Source organism: Stutzerimonas stutzeri KOS6 (assembly GCF_000307775.2).
Taxonomy (GTDB): Bacteria; Pseudomonadota; Gammaproteobacteria; order Pseudomonadales; family Pseudomonadaceae; genus Stutzerimonas; species Stutzerimonas stutzeri_B.
This window is the reverse complement of the sequence record NZ_KK020675.1, coordinates 798,793-819,731: the sequence shown is the minus strand read 5'-3', so window position 1 is coordinate 819,731 and position 20,939 is coordinate 798,793. Positions and strand designations below refer to the sequence as shown.

19 protein-coding genes and 1 tRNA gene are annotated in these 20,939 nt (G+C 64.1%); 6 read left to right on the top strand and 14 right to left on the bottom strand.

Features of this window, described 5'->3' with window-relative positions; genetic code table 11:
• The first annotated feature begins 40 nt into the window (after positions 1–40).
• Both B597_RS27805 and B597_RS27800 read left to right on the top strand, forming a co-directional pair.
• The gene (locus tag B597_RS27805; protein WP_003296050.1) at positions 41–316 is read left to right on the top strand and encodes a GIY-YIG nuclease family protein; all 276 of its coding nucleotides are present in this window, start codon (positions 41–43) and stop codon (positions 314–316) included.
• A 110-nt stretch (positions 317–426) separates the two neighbouring features.
• Entirely contained in the window at positions 427–1,365 is a 939-nt protein-coding gene (locus B597_RS27800) for a glutathione S-transferase family protein (protein ID WP_003296048.1), read from the top strand.
• Between the two features lie 144 nt (positions 1,366–1,509).
• On the opposite strand, the gene B597_RS27795 is transcribed toward B597_RS27800, so the two are convergent.
• The gene (locus B597_RS27795; RefSeq protein WP_003296046.1) at positions 1,510–2,328 is read right to left on the bottom strand and encodes a polyphosphate kinase 2 family protein; all 819 of its coding nucleotides are present in this window, start codon (positions 2,326–2,328) and stop codon (positions 1,510–1,512) included.
• Positions 2,329–2,335: 7 nt separating this feature from the next.
• Complete coding sequence (yejK, locus tag B597_RS27790) at positions 2,336–3,343, bottom strand: nucleoid-associated protein YejK (protein ID WP_003296044.1); 1,008 nt, start codon at positions 3,341–3,343, stop codon at positions 2,336–2,338.
• Between the two features lie 124 nt (positions 3,344–3,467).
• On the opposite strand from yejK, the gene B597_RS27785 reads away from it, so the two are divergent.
• Positions 3,468–4,679 carry an MFS transporter gene (locus tag B597_RS27785; RefSeq protein WP_003296043.1) on the top strand — a complete coding sequence of 404 codons (1,212 nt, stop codon included), beginning with the start codon at positions 3,468–3,470 and terminating at the stop codon, positions 4,677–4,679.
• A gap of 374 nt (positions 4,680–5,053) precedes the next feature.
• Complete coding sequence (locus B597_RS27780) at positions 5,054–5,245, top strand: hypothetical protein (RefSeq protein WP_003296042.1); 192 nt, start codon at positions 5,054–5,056, stop codon at positions 5,243–5,245.
• Between the two features lie 33 nt (positions 5,246–5,278).
• On the opposite strand, the gene rlmF is transcribed toward B597_RS27780, so the two are convergent.
• From rlmF to B597_RS27735, 9 genes are all read right to left on the bottom strand, one after another.
• Complete coding sequence (gene rlmF / locus B597_RS27775) at positions 5,279–6,253, bottom strand: 23S rRNA (adenine(1618)-N(6))-methyltransferase RlmF (protein ID WP_003296040.1); 975 nt, start codon at positions 6,251–6,253, stop codon at positions 5,279–5,281.
• Between the two features lie 97 nt (positions 6,254–6,350).
• Entirely contained in the window at positions 6,351–7,520 is a 1,170-nt protein-coding gene (locus B597_RS27770) for a YbfB/YjiJ family MFS transporter (RefSeq protein ID WP_003296039.1), read from the bottom strand.
• Between the two features lie 107 nt (positions 7,521–7,627).
• Positions 7,628–9,454 (bottom strand): SLC13 family permease, encoded by a 1,827-nt coding sequence (locus tag B597_RS27765; RefSeq protein ID WP_003296038.1) that lies wholly within the window; start codon positions 9,452–9,454, stop codon positions 7,628–7,630.
• Positions 9,455–9,460: 6 nt separating this feature from the next.
• Complete coding sequence (locus B597_RS27760) at positions 9,461–9,757, bottom strand: winged helix-turn-helix domain-containing protein (RefSeq protein WP_003296036.1); 297 nt, start codon at positions 9,755–9,757, stop codon at positions 9,461–9,463.
• A 71-nt stretch (positions 9,758–9,828) separates the two neighbouring features.
• Complete coding sequence (gene nhaD, locus B597_RS27755; protein WP_003296034.1) at positions 9,829–11,211, bottom strand: sodium:proton antiporter NhaD; 1,383 nt, start codon at positions 11,209–11,211, stop codon at positions 9,829–9,831.
• A gap of 382 nt (positions 11,212–11,593) precedes the next feature.
• Entirely contained in the window at positions 11,594–14,443 is a 2,850-nt protein-coding gene (locus B597_RS27750) for a valine--tRNA ligase (RefSeq protein ID WP_003296033.1), read from the bottom strand.
• 132 nt (positions 14,444–14,575) lie between these two features.
• A complete protein-coding gene (locus B597_RS27745; protein WP_003296032.1) occupies positions 14,576–14,947 on the bottom strand; it encodes a hypothetical protein in 372 nt (123 codons plus the stop codon).
• 79 nt (positions 14,948–15,026) lie between these two features.
• On the bottom strand, positions 15,027–15,446 hold the full coding sequence (locus tag B597_RS27740; RefSeq protein WP_003296031.1) for a DNA polymerase III subunit chi: 420 nt from the start codon (positions 15,444–15,446) through the stop codon (positions 15,027–15,029).
• Positions 15,447–15,521: 75 nt separating this feature from the next.
• A complete protein-coding gene (locus B597_RS27735) occupies positions 15,522–17,009 on the bottom strand; it encodes a leucyl aminopeptidase (protein ID WP_003296030.1) in 1,488 nt (495 codons plus the stop codon).
• Positions 17,010–17,276: 267 nt separating this feature from the next.
• On the opposite strand from B597_RS27735, the gene lptF reads away from it, so the two are divergent.
• Together lptF and lptG are read left to right on the top strand one after the other, a co-directional pair.
• On the top strand, positions 17,277–18,398 hold the full coding sequence (lptF, locus tag B597_RS27730) for an LPS export ABC transporter permease LptF (protein WP_003296029.1): 1,122 nt from the start codon (positions 17,277–17,279) through the stop codon (positions 18,396–18,398).
• Positions 18,391–19,452 (top strand): LPS export ABC transporter permease LptG, encoded by a 1,062-nt coding sequence (gene lptG / locus B597_RS27725; protein WP_003296027.1) that lies wholly within the window; start codon positions 18,391–18,393, stop codon positions 19,450–19,452. The genes lptF and lptG overlap by 8 nt, the downstream gene beginning before the upstream one ends.
• Before the next feature lie 68 nt (positions 19,453–19,520).
• Here lptG and B597_RS27720 read toward each other — a convergent pair whose 3' ends face one another.
• From B597_RS27720 to B597_RS27710, 3 genes are all read right to left on the bottom strand, one after another.
• On the bottom strand, positions 19,521–20,018 hold the full coding sequence (locus B597_RS27720) for an RDD family protein (protein WP_003296026.1): 498 nt from the start codon (positions 20,016–20,018) through the stop codon (positions 19,521–19,523).
• A gap of 96 nt (positions 20,019–20,114) precedes the next feature.
• Entirely contained in the window at positions 20,115–20,327 is a 213-nt protein-coding gene (locus tag B597_RS27715; RefSeq protein WP_003246255.1) for a cold-shock protein, read from the bottom strand.
• A 479-nt stretch (positions 20,328–20,806) separates the two neighbouring features.
• Positions 20,807–20,893 (bottom strand) — tRNA-Leu (locus tag B597_RS27710).
• Positions 20,894–20,939 lie beyond the last annotated feature (46 nt).

The following is a 20,939-nucleotide window of genomic DNA, read 5'->3' as shown; positions in this document are numbered from 1 at the left end:
CCGGCCCGATCTGTCATTGCCTGAGAGGCGTTGCCGTCCGATGACCGAGGTCCAGCCCAAACCCTGGTTCGTCTACCTGGTGCGTGCCGCCAATGGTGCGCTCTACTGCGGCATCAGCGACGATGCGCAGCGGCGTTTCGCCGAGCATCGGCGCGGGCGTGGGGCGCGGTTCTTCCACTCCAGCCCTGCGCAGGCTTTGGTCTATGTCGAGCCCTGCGCCAGCAAGGGCGATGCGCTGCGCCGGGAAATCGCCATCAAGCGGCTGGACAAGCGTGCCAAGGAACGCCTGGTCAGCCTGGCCGGTCCCGTCGCGTGAATGGTGGCCTAATCAGCCGGTAGGCTCGAGCGAGCGGAGCGTCTAAGCTTGGGCTCTCCAAATGCGGGGCAAGGGCCCCGAACTCGACACATCCACTGGCGGAGCCTGTCATGCACGAGCTGATCCTGCACCACTATCCCACCTCGCCCTTCGCCGAAAAGGCGCGTCTGATGCTGGGGTTCAAGCAGTTGTCCTGGCGCTCGGTGACGATCCCGCCGGTCATGCCCAAACCCGATCTGACGGCCCTGACCGGGGGCTATCGACGTACGCCGGTGTTGCAGGCCGGCGCTGACATCTACTGCGATACCGCATTGATCGCCCGTCGGCTGGAGGCCGAGAAGGCCACGCCGGCGCTGTTTCCCGAAGGGCAGGAGTTCAACGCCGCGACGCTCGCGCAATGGGCCGACTCGGTGCTGTTCCTCAATGCCGTGAGCCTGGTATTTCAGCCTGAATCCATGGCCCTGCGTTTTGCCCAGGTGCCCAGGGAGTTCATCCAGACGTTCAGCAAGGATCGTGCGCAGCTGTTCGCCAACGGCTCGGTGAGTCGTGTGCCGCTGGAGCAGGCGAAGAGCGACTGGCCTGCGTTCATGGCGCGCCTGCAACAGCAGTTGACACGCGAGGAAGGCGAGTTCTTGCTCGGTGGCGCGCCTTCGATCGCCGATTTCGCCGTCGCGCACTGCCTCTGGTTCCTGCGCGCGACGCCGGTCACCGCGCCGCTGGTGGATGGCTATCCGGAGGTCCATGCCTGGCTAGGCAAGGTGCTCGGCGTGGGGCATGGCTCCAGCAGCGAGCTTTCTGCCGAAGAGGCCCTGCGCATTGCACTGGAGGCCGAGCCGGCCGCGCTGCCGGACGAAGCGTTCAGCGAGCCCAACGGTTTCCAGGAGGGACAGCAGGTAGCCATCGCCGCGGTGGATTACGGTGCCGATCCGGTCGAAGGCGAGCTGGTATTTGCCGGTGCGGAGGAGCTGATCCTGCGTCGCAGCGATGACCGTACCGGCGTCGTCCATGTGCACTTTCCTCGGGTCGGCTATCGGATCGAGGCGCGTTGAAGCGGCTTGCCGTGGCATCGCGGGTTCGGTGTCGCGCGGTGGCGGCAGCGCGCAATCCACGAGGCCAGGCGATGTGTCATGGCAGAGCGTGAATGCTCTGCCGGTCCGGTTGCACTCGACGTCCGCTGGCCGGGGCGAATGGCCTCAAGCCGTGCTGTCCAGATCGGCATGGCTGAACGGCGCAGGGCGCGTCGGCCAATCCAGTGCCAGGCGTTCGAACGCTCGGGCGAGCAGGCTGGCAACGATCAGGTCGCGCAACCAGCGGTGGTCGGCGGGGATCACATACCAGGGCGCCGCGGCGTTGTGGCTGCTGCCCAGCACCTCAGCCCATTGCGCCTGTTGCCGGGCGAAGTGGCGGTGATCCTGAAGGTCGCCCAGGGTCAGCTTCCAGCGCTTTCGCGGTTGCTCCAGGCGCCGATGCAGGCGTTGTCTCTGCTCGTCGGCGGAGAGCTGCAGGTAGCACTTGAGCGGGTGAATCCCGGTGGCCACCAACTGACGCTCGAACGTCTCGATCGCTGCCTGGCGCTGCGGGATGTCGGCCTGGCTGCATAGACCGTCGCGCAGGTCGCTGACCAGCGCCTCGTAATAACTGCGGTTGAACACTCCGAGCATGCCCGCTGCGGGCAGGTGTTCCCGGTAGCGCCAGAGGAAGTCGTGGCGTCGCTCTTCCTCGCTCGGCGGCTGGAAGCTTCGCGGCGCCAGGCCGAGTGGGTCGAGACCGCCCAGCACGCGGCGGATGACTCCGTTCTTGCCTGAACAGTCCGGTCCCTGCAGCACCAGCAGCAGCGCATCGCGCCGGTTGGCCCAGAGCATCGTCTGCTGCTCGCGCAGCCAGTCCTTCAGGTTTGCCAGCTGTGTCTGCGCCTGCAGCTTGTCGAGGCCGTAGCGCCGTGCCGGATCGCCTGCCAGTGGCGCAGCCGGGTCGCACAGGCAATCATCGAGAACCGCGTCCGGCAGGCGCATGGCGATGTCACTCCTTGCGGCGTTTGAGCTGGTCCTTCAGTTGGGTGGGCAACTGGCGGATGATCAGCATGTCACGAGCCTCGTCGTATTCCACCTTCGAGCCCAGCAGGTGCGACTCGAAGCTGATCGACAGACCTTCGGCACGCCCGGTGAAACGCTGGAACTGGTTGAGCGTGCGCTTGTCGGCGGGAATTTCCGGCGACAGGCCGTAGTCCTTGTTGCGGATATGCTCGTAGAAGGCCCGCGGGCGTTCCTCGTCGATCACGCCGGAGAGTTCCTCCAGCGACATGGGTTCGCCGATCTTGGCCTGGCTGCTGGCGTAACCGACCAGGGCGCTGGTCTTCTCGCGGGCCTTTTCCTCGGGCAGGTCCTCGCTCTCGACATAATCGCTGAAGGCCTTGAGCAGCGTGCGCGTCTCGCCGGGACCGTCGACACCCTCCTGGCAGCCGATGAAGTCGCGGAAGTACTCGGAAACCTTCTTGCCGTTCTTGCCCTTGATGAAGGAGATGTACTGCTTGGACTGCTTGTTGTTCTGCCACTCGGAGATATTGATCCGGGTCGCCAGGTGCAACTGGCCGAGATCCAGATGCCGCGCTTCGGCCACATCCAGCGAGTCGGTCACGGTGACGCCGTTGCTGTGGTGCAGCAGGGCGATGGCCAGATAGTCGGTCATGCCCTGTTGGTAGTGGGCGAACAGCACATGCCCGCCGGTGGAAAGATTGGACTCTTCCATCAGTTTCTGCAGGTGCTCCACCGCCTGCCGGCTGAATGCGGTGAAGTCCCGATTGCCTTCCATGTATTGCGTCAGCCAGCCGCTGAACGGGTAGGCGCCCGATTCCTCGTGAAAGAAGCCCCAGGCCTTGCCTTGCTTGGCGTTGTAGCTTTCGTTGAGGTCGGCCAGCAGGTTTTCGATGGCCTGCGAGGCTCCCAGCTCCGAGTCGCGGGCGTGGAGCACGGCAGGGGTGCCGTCCGGCTTTTTCTCGATCAGATGGACAATGCAGTGGCGAATCGGCATGGGGTACTCGTTAAGAATGGGCAAAACAGCTGCAGTTTAACCGAGCGGGACAGTTCGATGAGTAGTTGCGATGGGGCGGGGGTTCCTGAGTAAACTGGTCGCCTTTTCCCCTGGAATGACGCTCATGACCGCTGTGTGGCGCAACTCTGCCTGGATTCTCGCTGGTGGATCGCTGATCCTCGCCATTTCGCTGGGTGTGCGCCACGGGTTCGGCCTGTTCCTGCCACCCATGAGCGCCGAATTCGGCTGGGGCCGGGAGGTGTTCGCGTTCGCCATCGCCATGCAGAATCTGATCTGGGGGCTGGCGCAGCCGGTTACCGGTGCGCTGGCGGATCGCTTCGGTGTGGCGCGGGCGGTGCTGATCGGCGGCATTCTGTATGCCGTAGGCCTGGCACTGATGGCGATGTCCGATTCGCCGGTGAGCCTGACCCTGAGCGCCGGTCTGTTGATCGGGCTGGGCCTGTCCGGGACCTCGTTCTCGGTGATCCTCGGCGCGGTGGGCCGAGCGGTGCCGCCGGAAAAACGCAGCATGGCGATGGGGATCGCCAGCGCCGCAGGCTCCTTCGGCCAGTTCATCATGCTGCCGGGAAGCCTGGGCCTGATCGAATGGCTGGGCTGGTCGTCGGCGCTGCTGGCGCTGGGTTTGCTGGTCGCCTTGATCGTGCCGCTGGCGGCAATGATGCGCAGCCCGGCGCAGGCCCCGGCCGCGCCCGGTGCGCAGCAGTCGCTCGGCGAGGCGCTGCGCGAGGCAGCCGGGCATTCCGGCTTTCGCCTGCTGGCATTGGGCTTCTTCGTCTGCGGCTTTCAGGTGGTCTTCATCGGCCTGCACCTGCCGGCCTATCTGGTCGATCAGCATCTGCCGGCGCAGGTCGGTACCACCGTGCTGGCGCTGGTCGGGTTGTTCAACGTGGTCGGCACCTACACGGCCGGCTGGCTGGGCAGCTGCTATTCCAAGCCGAAGCTGCTGGCGGGGCTTTACCTGATCCGCGGCGTGGTGATCAGCATCTTCCTGCTGGCGCCGCTGAGCGTCTGGAGTGCCTACGCATTCGGCATTGCAATGGGCCTGCTCTGGCTGTCCACGGTGCCGCTGACCAACGGCACGGTGGCGACGATGTTCGGCGTGCGCAACCTGTCGATGCTTGGCGGCATCGCTTTCCTCTTCCATCAGTTGGGTTCGTTCTTCGGCGGCTGGCTGGGCGGCTGGCTATACGATCGCACCGGCAGCTACGACCTGGTCTGGCAGATCGCGATCGCCCTGAGCCTGATGGCGGCGGTGCTCAACTGGCCGATTCGTGAGCAGCCGGTGGAGCGGCTGCGCGAGGCGCAGGTCAACTGATGAGGCCGCTCTGGCTGGGTTTGACCGTCGCCCTGGTGCTGGGTCTGCTGATGCTGGCCTGGTGGGGCTGGCAGCGTGGCGGCCTGGCACTGTTGCAGCTGGGGCTGGGCACCTGTTGAAGCTGGCGCGCGCGTTGCTCGGCATTGGTACCGAATCCAGGGAATCAATTGGCAAATCGTTGCTCCAACAGCGAAGCGGCGAAGCTGACGTTTAGAACAGATCGCTGGCTCTTCGCGGCAACTGTCGGCATTTTTGCGTGCCTGCTCGCGATCAGGTGGCAGCCTGGAACTGGCCTTGACTGGTTCGGCTGTCGCATAACCGTCATCAACTGTTGGTAAATACCTGCCGCACGCAGTCAACGGAGCAAGAAGCCAATGTCCACCCTCACCGAACTCGCCCAGCAAATCGCCAAGCTCTACCCGCTGCAGGACAAGCGAGCCAACAAGCGTTACCGCGTCGTCGGCGAGCTGGCGGGAATGACCGAGCTGGAAGAAATCAACGGCGAGCCACGCTACATCCGTACGCTGGCTTTGAAGGACCGCCAGGTCTGGGATATCGCGGTCTGAGCCGAGCACGATGTCGGCAGCCGTCGCCGCGCATCAGTTTCGCGGCCAGCGCTCGGCTCGCCAGACAGCCTGCTCGCTGTCGCTGAGGTAGGTCCAGGCCACGAAGCGGCTCTTCTTCTGCCCCTGTGCCATGTCCACGGTCTGTATCCGGCGTGCACCGAGGCGCTTCAGGCGCGTGATCAGCGGCGTCACGTTAGCGCCTTTCGAAACCAGTGTACTGAACCAGTACACCTGGCCGGTGAACAGCGCGCTTTGCTCGGCCATGCGCGCGATGAACGCCGCTTCGCCGCCCTCGCACCAGAGTTCTGCCGCCTGACCGCCGAAGTTCAGCGCCGGCAACTTGCGGCTCGGATCGAGCCTGCCGAGGTTGCGCCACTTGCGCTGGCTGCCACTGCTGGCTTCCGCCTGCGAGGCGTGGAACGGGGGGTTGCATAGCGTCAGGTCGAAGCGGTCTTCCGGCAGCAGCACGCCCTTGAATATCTGTTTCGCTGCCGCCTGTTGTCTCAGTTCGATGGCCTTGGCAAGCCCGTTGGCCGAGATGATGGTGCGCGCCGAGGCCAGCGCTGTGGCATCGATATCGGTGCCCGCGAAATGCCAGCCGTACTCGCGGTGGCCGATCAGCGGATAGATGCAGTTGGCGCCGGTACCGACATCCAGGGCCTGGATGGCGCCGCCGCGGGGAATCGTGCCGCCCTGGTCCTGGCCGAGCAGGTCGGCCAGCCCATGCAGGTAGTCGGCGCGACCGGGAACCGGTGGGCAGAGGTAGCCCGGTGGAATATCCCAGTGCTCGATGCCATAGAACTGCCCGAGCAGTGCGCGATTGAATACCTTGACCGCATCCGGGTTGGCGAAATCGATGCTCTGCTTGCCGTATGGGTTGACGATGACGTATTCGGCCAGCTCCGGACAGGCGGCAATCAGCTGCGGAAAGTCATAGCGGCCTGTATGGCGGTTGCGCGGGTGCAGCGCGGCCTTGCTGGGCCGGTCCCCGGCGGGGCGCGCTGGCATTTTTGGGGTTCTGCTCGGCATTGGGACGGTGCTGGTTGCGGCTTGGGTGCGCATTGTCCCACAACCGCTCGCCGCTCGTGCCTGGTCGATAAGTACGCTAACGATGGCGCGGTACTGCCAGCATCCACAGCAGGCCCCAGAGCAGTGCCCCGGCGCCGAGCCAGAACGCGCTGTGCAGGCTGCCACCCATGCCCATCCAGATGCTGGTCAGCCAGGGCGCAGCCAGTTGGGTCAGGCCGTAGAGTGCGATCAGCGCCGCCGACAGTCGCGGTCCCTGATGGGGATGCAGCGTGCGCGCCAGGCGCTGGGTCAGCAGCACCGTGCCGAGGAAGGTGCCGCCGACCAGTACTGCGCAGAGCAGAATGCCGACCGCGCCGGGCAGCAACAGCGCGGCCAGCACGCCCAGCAGCTGCGTCAGATAACTCAGGCGCAGGGCGATGTCGTCACCCATGCGCACGCCAAGACGATTCCATAGCCAGGGCGACGGCAGCGTGGCCAATGCCACCACCAGCCAGCTGCCACCGATCAGGAAGTCGCCTGGCTCGACCTGCAGGCGCGCGACCATCGGCAGGAATGTCATCGGCAGGATGTAGCCCATCCCAGCGCCGGCATAGGAGAGGAACAGCGGGGTGCTGGAGCGGTCGAGCAGCTTGCCGCTCGGCGGCACTGCAGACGAGTGCTCGGTCTGCTCTGCTGGCATGTCCAGCTGCGATAGCCGGCGCCAGCCCCACCAGGCGAGTGGTATCGACAACAGCGCCGCCGGCCACCAGCGCTCGGCGCCGACCAGCAGGCCGTCGCTGAGGCTGACCAGCAGGCTGGAAACAATCAGGCCGATGCAGACGCCAAGGTAGACCAGGCCGCTGGACGAAACCCGCTGCTGTCGCGCGAGCCATTCCATGATCAGCGAGGGCGCCTGGACGAACACCAGGCCATTGCTGATGCCGTTGGCCAGCCGCAGCGCGGCGAGCGCGTCGGCAGATTCGGCCTGGGTCTGCAGAAGGCTGCTCAGGACATGCAACGCCAGCGCCCAGGGCAGGCTGCGGCGGATCTGGGCGACGCGATGCCAGCGCACCGCGAGCAGGGCACCGACCAGGTAGCCGAGGTAGTTCCAGCTGGCGATGCTGGCGCCCTGCTGCACGCTGAGCAGGCCGTCTTCTACCAGCCAGGGCAGCAGCGGCGTGTAGACGAAACGGCCGAGGCCGTGGACGACCAACAGTAGGATGGCACCGGCCAGCAGGACCGGAAACAGAGCGACACGCTGGGGCATGGAGTTCTTCTTTTTCGAATGATGGCCCGAGCTTAACGGCTGGACTTTAGCTCCGCCATGCCACTTTTATCTGGTACCGAAGCGCCGCGGATCGCAGGGCGATTGCCTCAAAGGGGAAACATCAGCGGTACCAGCAGTACCGCAACCACCATCACCAAGGCGGTGAACGGCACGCCGACGCGCACGAAGTCGGCGAAGCGGTATTGGCCGGGGCCGAGCACCAGGGTGTTGACCGGCGAGGAAATGGGCGTCATGAACGCCGCCGAGGCTGCCAGCGCGACGATCATGGCGAACGGGTAGGGCGAGGCACCCAGTTGCTCGGCCGTGGCAAGCGCCACCGGTGCCATCAGTACCGCGGTTGCCGTGTTGGAGATGAACAGCCCGATCAGTGCGGTCAGCAGGAACAGGCAGGCGAGCAGCGCATGCGGGCCGGCATCGCCGAACAGGCCGACCAGTGCGGAGGTGGCCAGGGTGATGCCCCCGGTCTTCTGCAGTGCAAGGGCGAACGGCAGCATGCCGACGATCAGCACCAGGCTTTGCCAGTGGATCGCCTTGTACGCGCTGTCCATGTCGATGCAGCGGAACAGGCCCATGACCAGACAGCCGATCAGCGCGGCGAGCACGTTGGGCACCAGGCCGCTGACCATCAGCGCCACCATCGCTGCCAGTCCGAGCAGCGCGAACGGTGCCTGGCTGGCGGCTGGCGCGACGTCATCCACTTCCGCCGGCAGGCTGAGTACCAGAAAATCCCGGCTCATGCCCTGCAGCCGGTGGATGTGTTTCCAGCTGCCGGCAACCAGCAGGGTGTCGGCCGGCTTGAGCTTCTCGTCCACCAGCAGGCCCTGCAGCGCCTCACGGTTGCGGCGCAGGCCGACGACGTTGAGCTTGTGCCGGCTACGAAAGCCCAGTTGCTGGATGGTCTTGCCCGGCAGGCGCGAATCCGGCGGCAGGGCGACTTCCGCCAGGCCAAGCTCGCGGGCATGGTCGGCATAGTAGGAGGTTCTGAGCTGCAGCGGCTGCAGGCCGAGCTCCCGGTAGGCGCCGAGCAGGCCGATGGCAGGGCTGGCCAGGTCCACCAGCAGCACGTCGCCGACGAACAGCTCGGTATTGCCTGTGGCCATCAGCAGGAGGTTGCGAAAGCGGTCATGCCGTTCCACCGCAATCACGTTGATGCCGTATTCGCTGCGCAGCCGCAGGGCGTCCAGCGCCTGGTTGGCCAGGATCGACCCTGGCAGTACCCGCAAGCGCCGCTCGCGCTCGTCCAGTCGGTAGTCGCGTGCGAGATCGGCCAGGGTGTGCCGCGGTTCCATGGCCGGGCCGTGCTTGTCTGAGCCGAGCCAGCGACGCGCCAGCAGCATGTAGCCGACTCCGAGAAGCAGGATCGCCAGGCCGATGGGCGTGAAGTCGAAGAAGGCGAAGCCGTCGAGGCCGGCGCGGCGCAGCTCGCTGTTGACCACCAGGTTCGGTGGCGTCGCCACCAGGGTCAGCATGCCGCTGATGAGGCCGGCAAAGGCCAGCGGCATCAGCAGGCGTCGCGGCGACACTTTCATGCGATTGGCGATGCCCAGCACCACAGGAATGAAGATGGCCACCACGCCGGTGGAGCTCATCACCGAGCCGAGCCCGGCAACGGCCAGCATCAGCAGCACCAGCAGGCGCGTTTCGCTGCTGTCGGCGGCGCGCAGCAGCCAGTCGCCCAGGCGGTAGGCGATGCCGGTGCGCACCAGACCGTCGCCGATGACGAACAGCGCGGCGATCAGCACCACGCTCGGGTCGCTGAAACCGGCCAGTGCCTCCTGCACGCTGAGCACACCGGTGAGCGGCAGCGCGATCATCGCCAGCACCGCCACGACGTCCATGCGCGGCCTGTTCAGCACGAACAGGCCGATGCAGCCGCCCAGCAAGGCGAGTACCAGCAGCAGATCGCCACTCATGGCCGGTCAGGGATAAGCGAGGATGGATTTGATGCGGGGCAGGTTGCGCTCGATCCAGCCCTTGTCGATCGGCCCCCAGTCGCGGATGGCATAACGGCCGGCGTTGTGCCGTTCTCCGTCGTCCTGCTCGAAGCCGCAGTCGATATCCAGGTCGGCGAGGGCGGCGAGGGTGTCCTGGGCGGTGCGCCGGGGCATGCCGGTAGCCGCCATCAGCGCCGGGACGCTGCAGGCGGTGCCGCTATCGATCAGCCAGGCGACATAGAGCCGGCGATAGAAACTGGTTGTGGTCTTGCTGACGGTCATGCCGGGCTCCTTGCCAGGTCATCGAGAACGCTTTTCGGCGGCAACGACCTGACAGGGACGGCGGGTGCGGCTCAGCGCAGGGCGAGCATGCCGATGTAGGTCGCGGCGCCCGCAGTGTAACCGAGGAAGGCCAGCAGGCTGACGCGCTTGACGTACCAAGTGAAGCTGATTTTTTCCATGCCCATCGCGGCGACGCCGGCGGCCGAGCCGATGATCAGCGTGCTGCCGCCGGTGCCGGCGCAGTAGGCCAGCATTTCCCAGAAATTGCCGTCGACGATGAACTGGGACATCCAGTCCAGCTCCGCGGGAGCGGCCGTGGCGAGCATCTTGTCGCTGACCAGCGGGTACATCTTCATCGCACCGGCCACCAGCGGCACGTTGTCGACCACCGCAGACAGCAGGCCGATGGCGTAGTTGATCGCGTAGATATGGCCCAGCGATTCGCGCAGCAAGGTGGCGACCTGGGTCAGATGCCCGGCGGTAGCGAGGCTGGACACGGCCAGCAGGATGCCGAGGAAGAACAGTACGCTGGGAGTATCGACCTTGCGCAGCACGCCAACGACCGAAAGCGGGTGCTTGTCTTCGGCATTCTTGTTGCGATGGATGAACTCGGTGGTGACCCAGAGTACGCCGAGACCGAAGAGGATGCCCATGTACGGGGGCAGGTGCGTCACCGTCTTGAACACTGGGACGAACAGCAGGGCAGCGAGGCCGAGCCCGAGGACCAGATTGCGCTCGAATACGCTGGTGGACGGCGGACTCTTCTCGGCCAGGTGAGCTCGCGGGCGCGGCCGCGGTGCTTCGCCGCGCAGGGTGAAGCTGAGAACGATCAGCGGCATCAGCAGGCACACCAGGCTCGGCAGGAACAGCCCGCCGATCACCCCGGACGCAGTGATCTGGTTGCCGATCCAGAGCATGGTGGTGGTCACGTCGCCGATCGGCGACCAGGCTCCACCGGCGTTGGCGGCGATCACCACCACACCGACGAACAGCCAGCGCTCGGGGCGGCCACGGATCAGCTTGCGCAGCAGCGAAACCATGACGATGGTGGTGGTCAGGTTGTCCAGCGCTGCGGACAGAAAGAAGGTTAGGAAGCCGATGATCCACAACAGGTGCACGCGCTTGCGCGTCTGGATGCGGTCGGTGATGGCCTTGAAGCCTTCATGGGAGTCGATCAGCTCGACGATGGTCATCGCCCCGAGCAGGAAGAAAAGGATTTCCGACACCTCGCCCAGATGATGTCGCAGCGCTTCGACCACGACGGCGGAGGAGTCCGCCGGGTCATGGCTGCCATGCTGCAGCAGCGGCAGGATCTGGTCGGCACCCAGCACCAGGATGGTCCAGGTCAGCACCGCGGTGAGGATCGCTGCGGCGGCCTTGTCTATTTTCAGCGGATGTTCGAAGGCTATGCATAGGTAGCCTATGACGAACACGACAGCCATGAGTGCATACATCGGAGGGACTCCATCTTGAGGAACCTTGCCGGGCATGCGGACGTGGCGATGCAGCCTCGGCGGCTGGCAGGGAGGCGATTGGCTGTCGAAGGTGAAACAAGTCGGGAACCGCGAAGAAGCGGCAGTCGCCTGCCGCGGGGAAACGGTTGCGCGTCCAGCGAAATGCTGCAGAGCAGCGCGCCTCGCTGCTGGAGGCTTATTTCATGTCGTCGAGCTGATCGTCTTGGCTTTGAAGGCCTGCCAGTATGTAAACGGGTATTTCATGTGCGACATAGTGTATCAGCGTTGCCGGTAATAACTTGTCATCAATCAAGATGAGCCCCTTAAGCAAAAAGGCCAGCACCTTTCGGGCTGGCCTTTTCATTTTTTGCCGCTTTGCGGATCAGAGCGTTGCGATGCGCTCGCGCTGCTCCTGCAGCTTGGCCCTGGCCTGCTCGGCCTCGGCCAGCTTGGCGCGTTCCTTGTCGATCACCTCGGCGGGAGCCTTGTCGACGAAGCCGGCATTGCCGAGCTTGCCGCCAACGCGCTTGACCTCGCCGTCCAGGCGGGCAATTTCCTTGTCCAGACGGGCCAGTTCGGCATCCTTGTCGATAAGCCCGGCCATTGGTACCAATACCTGCATGTCGCCGACCAGGGCGATGGCCGACAGTGGCGCTTGTTCGCCTGCACCGAGCAGACGCACGCTTTCCAGCTTGGCCAGCTTTTTCAGCAGCGGCTCGTTGTCGGCCAGGCGACGCTGATCGGATTCGCTGGCATTGCCCAGCACCACGTCGATGCGCTTGGCCATGGAGATGTTCATCTCGCCACGGATCTGGCGGATGCCCAGCATGAAGGCCTTGACCCACTCGATATCGCCTTCGGCGGCTTCGTCTATGCGCTCCGGGTCGAATTCCGGCCAGGGCTGGAGCATCAGCGTCGGGCCGGACTTGCCGGCGAGCGGCGCCACGCGCTGCCAGATCTCCTCGGTGATGAACGGCATGAACGGGTGTGCCAGGCGCAGCGCGGTTTCCAGAACGCGCACCAAGGTGCGGCGGGTACCGCGCTGGCGTTCGGCGCTTGCGGTCTCGTCCCACAGCAGCGGCTTGACCAGCTCCAGGTACCAGGCGCAGTACTCGTCCCAGATGAACTCGTACAGCGCCTGAGCGGCCAGGTCGAAGCGGAACGCCTCCAGCTGGCGGGTCACTTCGGCCTCGGTACGCTGCAGCGCGGAGATGATCCAGCGATCCACCGAGGACAGTTCGACCGGAGCGTCGGCCGCTGTCTCGTCATTGACGCCGGTATCCTTGCCTTCGGTGTTCTCGAAGACGAAGTTGGCGGCGTTCCAGATCTTGTTGCAGAAGTTGCGATAACCCTCGACGCGACCCATGTCGAACTTGATGTCGCGGCCGGTGGAGGCCAGCGAGCAGAAGGTGAAACGCAGGGCATCGGTGCCGTAGCTGGCGATGCCCTCTGGGAACTCGGCGCGGGTCTGCTTGGCGATCTTCTCGGCCAGCTTGGGCTGCATCATGCCGCTGGTGCGCTTGGTCAGCAGTTCGTCCAGGGTAATACCGTCGACGATGTCCAGCGGATCGAGCACGTTGCCCTTGGATTTGGACATCTTCTGGCCCTGGCCGTCGCGCACCAGGCCGTGCACATAGACGGTCTTGAACGGAATCTGCCCGGTCAGGTGGGTCGACAGCATGATCATCCGGGCGACCCAGAAGAAGATGATGTCGAAGCCGGTGACTAGCACGTCTGTCGGGTGGAAGGTCTTGAGGAACTCGGTCTGCTGCGGCCAGCCGAGGGTGGAGAAGGTCCACAGGCCGGAGCTGAACCAGGTGTCCAGCACGTCCTCGTCCTGGCGCAGCGGCTCGTCGTTGCGAATGCCGTACTTCTTGCGTACCTCGGCTTCGTCACGGCCGACGTAGACGTTGCCGGCTTCGTCGTACCAGGCCGGAATGCGATGGCCCCACCAGAGCTGACGGCTGATGCACCAGTCCTGGATGTCGCGCATCCAGCTGAAGTACATGTTCTCGTACTGCTTGGGCACGAACTGGATCTCGCCGCTTTCCACGGCGGCGATGGCCTTCTCGGCCAGCGGCTTGGTGGAGACGTACCACTGGTCGGTCAGCCACGGCTCGATGATGGTGCCCGAGCGGTCGCCGCGCGGCACTTTCAACGCGTGGTCGTCGATCTTCTCCAGCAGGCTCATGGCCTCGAACTCGGCGACGATGGCCTTGCGCGCATCGAAGCGGTCCATGTGCGCATAGCCGTCCGGCAGGCTGCCGTCGATCTTGTCGTTCACCGAACCGTCGATGTTGAACACCTGGGCGCGGGCCAGTACGCAGGCGTTCTGGTCGAAGATGTTGATCAGCGGCAGGTTATGACGCTTGCCGACCTCGTAGTCGTTGAAATCATGCGCCGGGGTGATCTTCACGCAGCCGGTACCGAACTCCAGGTCGACGTAGTCGTCGGCGATGATCGGGATCAGGCGGTTCACCAGCGGCAGCATGACGTGGCGGCCGATCAGGCTCTTGTAGCGCTCGTCCTCGGGGTGCACCGCCACGGCAGTGTCGCCGAGCACGGTTTCCGGGCGGGTGGTGGCGACCACCAGGTAGTCCAGGCCATCGGCGGTCTTGCAGCCATCGGCCAGCGGGTAGCGCAGGTGCCAGAGGTGACCCTTCTCGTCATGGTTCTCCACTTCGAGATCGGAAATGGCGGTGTGCAGCTTGGTGTCCCAGTTGACCAGGCGCTTGCCGCGGTAGATCAGACCGTCTTCATGCAGCCGTACGAAGGCTTCCTTGACCGCTTCGGACAGCCCTTCGTCCATGGTGAAGCGTTCGCGCGACCAGTCCACCGAGGAGCCGAGGCGGCGGATCTGGCGGGTGATGGTGCCGCCGGATTCCTCCTTCCATTGCCAGACCTTGTCGAGAAACTTTTCGCGTCCGAGGTCGTGACGGCTGGTGCCCTGGGCGGCCAGCTGGCGCTCGACCACCATCTGGGTAGCGATACCGGCATGGTCGGTGCCCGGCTGCCACAGGGTGTTGCGGCCCTGCATGCGGCGCCAGCGGATCAGCGCATCCATGATGGCGTTGTTGAAGCCGTGGCCCATGTGCAGGCTGCCGGTGACGTTCGGCGGCGGGATCATGATGGTGTAGGGCTGGCCGGAACCTTGCGGGGCGAAATAGTTGTTCGATTCCCAGGTCTGGTACCAGGAAGTCTCGATGGCGTGCGGCTGGTAGGTCTTGTCCATGCGGCGGGACCCTTAAAACGGCTGGTCGGAAAAACGCGCAAGTATAAAGGCAAACAGCCTCGAGGTTTACGGCTGTGCCTATTAAGTGCGGATTGTCTTGAATGCGGACTGGCGCGAGGACGGCTCGGGCGCTCAGGGGCGGGGCGTGCGGACCAGGGTCTCGATCCGTGCTTCCAGGCGGCGCTTGAGCTCCGCCTCGATCTGCGGCACGAAGTCGTCGATCACTTCCTGCAGAATCAGGTTGGCCGCGGTGCGCAGTTCGTGGTCGATGTGTCGCTCGGCCAGCGAGCGGAAGGCGCTGCGGACGCTGGTCTCGCGTGGCTCGTCGGCATTGCCGGAGTCGCCTGGGGCGAACTCGACGATATCGGACAGTAGCGGGATGCTGTCCGGGTCCAGCGCGCCGCTGTTCGCGGGGGCATCAGGAAAGTCGTCGCCCAGCAGGGCGCGAATGGACTCGAGGTCACTCAGCAGTTCGGCAGGTTTGTTCGGGGCTTTCGGTGTCATCTCGAAGGTTTCCGGGGCTGGAGCATCCCGGCTGCTGCCAGGGGTTATCCCTTGCTGTCGAATGAGGAAGGTCGACCTGCTAGAGCTCGACTCTTTGCGGATCATAGCCCTGGCGTCGATACAGGCGGAAATTCTCCCGGCAGGCGGTCAGCAACTGAGGCTCCTGGTTGACGATCTCGATGACTCGGCTGAACCGGTCGATGTGTGACGAAAGCGTCGACGCCAGGTTGATCAGGAGGCCCTGGGCAAACGCAGGCGCCTGCTCGAGGCCGATGACCACGGGGACCTGCGGATCGTCGGCGTGCTGCCCATGAGGAATGAAGCGCTCGGCGCGAAAGCTCCAGAGCAGCTCATCCAGCTGGCTGGATTGTGTCTCGTCAGCGCAGCGGATGAACACCTGCATGCCGTGCTGCCAACCCTTGGCCGCCAGCTGGCAGGCCGCCCGCAGGCGGCCGAGCGGGTTGTCGTCCGGCAGCACGTAGAACTCGACACGCGTCATGGGCGCGTTCCACCCGGGCCGGGCCACGCGAGGTGGCTGCGGCCGATGGAATCATGCACGACGATCGAGCGCATCTCAGCTGATCCGATCCAGCAGGTACTGGGTCAGCAGGGGCACGGGGCGGCCAGTGGCGCCCTTTTCCTTGCCGCCACTGATCCAGGCCGTGCCAGCGATATCCAGATGTGCCCAGGGGTACTTCTTGGTGAAGCGCGAGAGGAAGCAGGCGGCAGTGATGGTGCCCGCCTTCGGCCCGCCGATGTTGGCGATGTCGGCGAAGGGGCTGTCCAGCTGTTCCTGATACTCGTCGAACAGCGGCAGTTGCCAGGCGCGGTCGGCAGCGCTTTCACCCGCCTGCAGCAGTTGCTGCATCAGCGCGTCGTCGTTGCCCAGCAGGCCGGAAGTATTGCTGCCCAGCGCGACGATGCAGGCACCGGTCAGGGTGGCAACATCGATGACTGCGCGGGGCTCGAAGCGCTCGGCGTAGGTCAGGGCATCGCACAGCACCAGACGACCTTCGGCGTCGGTGTTGAGGATTTCCACGGTCTGCCCGCTCATGGTGGTGACGATGTCGCCCGGGCGAGTAGCGCCGCCGCTGGGCATGTTCTCGGCGCAGGCCAGCAGGCACACAAGGTTGATTGGCAGCTGCAGTTCGAGCACGGCCTTGAGGGTGCCGAGCACGCTGGCGGCGCCACCCATGTCGTACTTCATCTCGTCCATGCCGAGGCCTGGCTTGAGGCTGATGCCGCCGGTGTCGAAGGTGATGCCCTTGCCCACCAGTGCGTAGGGCTTGTCACCCTTCTTGCCGCCGCTGTACTGCATGACGATGATGCAGCCCGGCTGATCGCTGCCCTGGGATACCGCGAGGAACGCGCCGGCGCCCAGGTCACGCAGCTTCTTCTCGTCGAGTACGTCGACCTTGAGGCCCTTGTAGGCCTTGCTCATCTGCTTCGCCTGATCGGCGATGTAGGTCGGATGGCACACGTTCGGCGGCAGATTGCCGAGGTCGCGAGTGAAAGCCATGCCGGTGGCGATCGCCGAGGCTTCGCGTGCCGCACGCTCCACGGCAGGTTGCTCGGCCTTGTCGCAGAGCAGGATGATCTTCTGCAGCGCGCGGGGCTCGGCCTTCTTGCTCTTGAAGCGGTCGAAGACATACTGGCCGTCAGCCAGGATTTCCACCAGCAGGCGGGTGCTGGCATGGCTGTCGCGGCCCTTGACCTGGACGTCCTGCATGGCGAAGGCAGCATCGCCGCCGCCGAGGTTCTTGATTGCGGCGAGCGCGGCATTGGCAATCTTGCGCCACTGGCGGCTGTCCAGCTCGTCGGTCTTGCCGATCCCGACCAGCAGCACGCGCTCGGCCTTGAGGCCTGGCAGGCCGTGCAAAAGCAGGGTCTGACCCGCCTTGCCCTGGATGTCGCCACGCTTGAGCGCAGCGCTGAGCGCGCCGCCGCTGGTGCTGTCTACGCTCTGCGCGACGCTGCCGAGAAGGCAGTCATCGGCAAGCGGCAGAATCAGGGTGGCGGTCTTCTGGGTGGAAGCTTTGGCGCTTTTGACAACGAATTCCATGACGTGGTGTCCCCAAGACAAAGAGTCGGGTTTGCAGGATAATGCCGGGCCGATTTTTCCGGTGGTTCGCCTGTTCGGTCGTTGCTGACGACTGCACTAGGCTAGAAACGTTGCGATCGACCGCGCTTGCAGTGATCGTGACGACGCGGCCATCCGCGTCCGGCCGGTTCGCTATTACCCATTTCCAACGGTCTGCTGCGGCAGGCCGGCAACTGGCGGCTAGTTTGAGCGTTGCCGCCAGAGCCTGACAACCCTGGAGTGTCTGGTTTGATCGTCTTTCGTTACCTGTCCCGAGAGCTGCTGGTCACCATGAGCGCGGTCAGCGCCGTGCTGCTGGTGATCATCATGAGCGGCCGTTTCATCAAGTACCTGGCCCAGGCCGCGCAGGGGGTGCTCGATCCCGGCGTGCTGCTGCTGATCATGGGCTTTCGTCTGCCCGGTTTCCTGCAGCTGATCCTGCCGCTCGGGCTGTTCCTCGGCATCCTGCTGGCCTACGGGCGCTTGTATCTGGAAAGCGAGATGACCGTGCTGTCCGCCACGGGCATGAGTCAGCGGCGCCTGTTGTGTTACAGCCTGGCGCCGGCTGCGTTGGTCGCGGCGCTGGTCGGTTGGCTGAGCCTGGGCCTGGCTCCGCAGGGAATTGCCGAGGTCGAGCGCATTCTCAATCAGCAGGATTCGCTGACCGAATTCGACACCCTGGTGCCCGGCCGCTTCCAGACGCTGCGTGGTGGCTCGCGGGTAACCTATACCCGTGAGTTGTCGGCAGACCGCAGCGAACTGGGCGGGGTATTCATTTCCGAAACCAGCGTGTCGCGCGAGACCGGCAAGCAGAGCGGGCTATCGGTGCTGGTGGCCGAAAGCGGGCGGCAGGAAATCCAGCCCGATGGCAGTCGCTACCTGATTCTCGAGAATGGCTATCGCTACGATGGCAATCCGGGGCAGGCCGACTACCGTGCGATCCAGTACGACACCTATGGGGTGCTGCTGCCCAAGCCGGAAGTGGCCGCCGAGTTGAGTGAGCGCGAGGCGTTGCCGACCCGTGAGTTGCTGGGTAGCGACAATATTCGTCATCAGACCGAGCTGCAGTGGCGTCTGTCGCTTCCGCTGCTGGTGTTCATCGTCACGGTGCTTGCCGTACCGCTGGCAAAGGTAAATCCGCGGCAGGGGCGCTTTCTCAAGTTGTTGCCCGCGATTCTCCTGTACATGACCTATCTGGCGCTGTTGATCGCCGCCCGTGGTGCGCTGGACAAGGGGCGTATGCCAATGGCACTGGGGCTGTGGTGGGTGCATGGCCTGTTTCTGGCGATAGGCCTGCTGCTGCTTTTCTGGGAGCCGATCAGGTTGCGAATGACTAAACGCCGCGTGCAGCGGGAGGTGGCTCGTGGTTAAGCTCGATCGCTATATTGGCGTCCATGTCTTTTTTGCCATTCTCAGTGTGTTGGGCATCATCGTCGGCCTGGCACTGCTGTTCGCCTTCATCGACGAGCTGGGTGATGTGCAGGGTGGGTACGGTCTGACCGATGCCCTCGAGTACGTGCTGCTGACGTCGCCGCGTCGGCTTTACGAAATGCTGCCGATGGCGGCGTTGATCGGTTGCCTGATCGGCCTTGGCACGCTCGCCAGCAGCAGCGAGCTGACTGTCATGCGGGCTGCCGGAGTCTCGCTGGGGCGTATCGTGCTGGCGGTGATGAAGCCGATGCTGGTGCTGCTGGTGGCCGGCATCCTGATCGGCGAATACGCGGCGCCCTGGGCGGAGGACATCGCCCAGGCCCGGCGCTCACTGGCGCAGGGGGAGGGTGAGGCGCAGAGCAGCAAGCGTGGTCTCTGGCATCGGCAGGAAAACGAGTTCGTCCATGTCAATGCGGTGCAGCCCGGTGGGGTTCTGGTCGGGGTGACGCGTTATCGCTTCGACGATGAACGTCGTCTGCTGTCGTCCAGTTTTGCTCGCCGTGCCAGCTATCAGGAGGATTACTGGCGGCTCGAAAATATTTCGACCACGCATTTTCGTGGCGACCACACCGAGGTGGTGCGCGCGAAGGACGAGCGTTGGGACGTGCAGCTGACTCCGCAGCTGCTCGGCACGGTGGTAATGGAGCCCGAGGCGCTGTCCATCACCGGTCTGTGGCGCTATATCCACTATCTGGGTGAGCAGGGCCTGAACAATGCGCGTTACTGGCTGGCTTTCTGGACCAAGCTTCTGCAACCCGCGGTCACCGTTGCGCTGGTCTTGCTGGCAATTTCCTTCATCTTCGGGCCGCTGCGTTCCGTGACGCTCGGGCAGCGAATCTTTACCGGCGTTGTGGTCGGCTTCGTCTTCCGCATCATTCAGGATCTGCTTGGCCCGGCAAGCCAGGTGTTCGGCTTCTCGCCATTGCTTGCCGTGGTGTTGCCGGCCGGTGCTTGCGCGCTGGTTGGTATCTGGCTGCTGCGCCGGGCGGGATAAGAACGGCAGCAAAGCTGCAAGGAACGCTCGAAAGGCTCCTCGCGTCGGGAGCGAATCCCGGCTTGTCGCTATTTCTTATGGATATTCTTCGGGAGCTGGACGGCCTGGCTCTCGGAATAGATGTCGTGCCAGGTGCGCTTGCGCTTGTCCACCAGCATCCACCAGTAGCCCATTCCCAGGCAAAGCCAGGAGATGATCGCGATCAGGAAGCGCAGCAGTGCCTGCCACAGGTCGATGGCGCTGCCGTCGGCATTCTGGATGCGTATGCCCCAGACCTGCATGCCCAGTGTCTGGCCGTTATGGGTCCAGAACTTCGCAAAGAAGCCGAACAGGCAGAACAGCAGCAAAGTCGACAAGAGCGGGTCGATGTCCAGTCCACCGGTGTCGGCCAGCGCCTTGAGCTGCTCGCTGCCGTAGAGCAGGCGCAGCAGCACCTGCTGGTAGAGCAGGGTGATCACCATCATCAGTGCGATGCACAGCAGGCTGTCGTAGAACATGGCCGCTAGCCGGCGCAGCAGGCCGGCTGCGGGGAATTGGCCCTGCGGGCTTAGCAGGTGTCGGCGCATTACGTATCTCGATGAGTGGTCGGGTGGAGCATTCTACGGAATCGCGCGCATAAAAAAGCCCCTGATGTTGCCATCAGGGGCTTTCGGAGAGGAGGCTTAGCCCAGGATCTGAACCTGGTCTGCCTGCATGCCCTTTTGACCTTGCACTGCGATGAAGCTGACTTTCTGGCCTTCTTTCAGGCTCTTGAAGCCGTTGCCTTCGATCGCGCGGAAGTGCACGAACAGATCCGGACCGCTCTCGGGAGTGATGAAACCAAAACCTTTCTCGTCGTTAAACCACTTGACGGTACCGTTCTGACGATTCGACATGTCTTTGTATCCTTGAAACTCAAAAGTAGAATTGCCCCCGCAGAGCAGGAAGCTGGAACTGGTTGCAAGGAGTAAGAGAGTCGAGCGGAGTAGCGGATCTGAAGATCTACTGCACCAGGTCACGATTCAACAGCGACCCATGCAAACACAGTGGGCACACTCTACGATAACTCGCCAGGGAATGCCAAGCCCTCGGAGCCATAGAATTTGCCTGTTCAGGCGGCGCCAATTCTGCGCTTTTTTGAGGCGGCTGCGACTCACTGTTGCGACAGGGTCGGGGCCGCTGGCGGGCTGAGTCGGTATCGGACGTCAGTCTGCGGATACGCGGTGAAGCAATGATCGGTCTTGCTGCTGGTGCGTCATGTCGAGTGACGACAGGTGCAGCGCTGCTTTCGCCCAAGCATCGCAGCGTAGGCCATCGCCTTGCTGCCATATGATCACAGGTTCGATGACCGGCCTGCATCTTAGCGATTCACTGATGGTGCCTCGAGAGAGACTCGAACTCTCACGTTGTTACCAACGGCGGATTTTGAATCCGCTGCGTCTACCGATTCCGCCATCGAGGCACAGTGGCGGCGCAGTATAGGGATGCCGTAGGCGGTGGTCAATCGT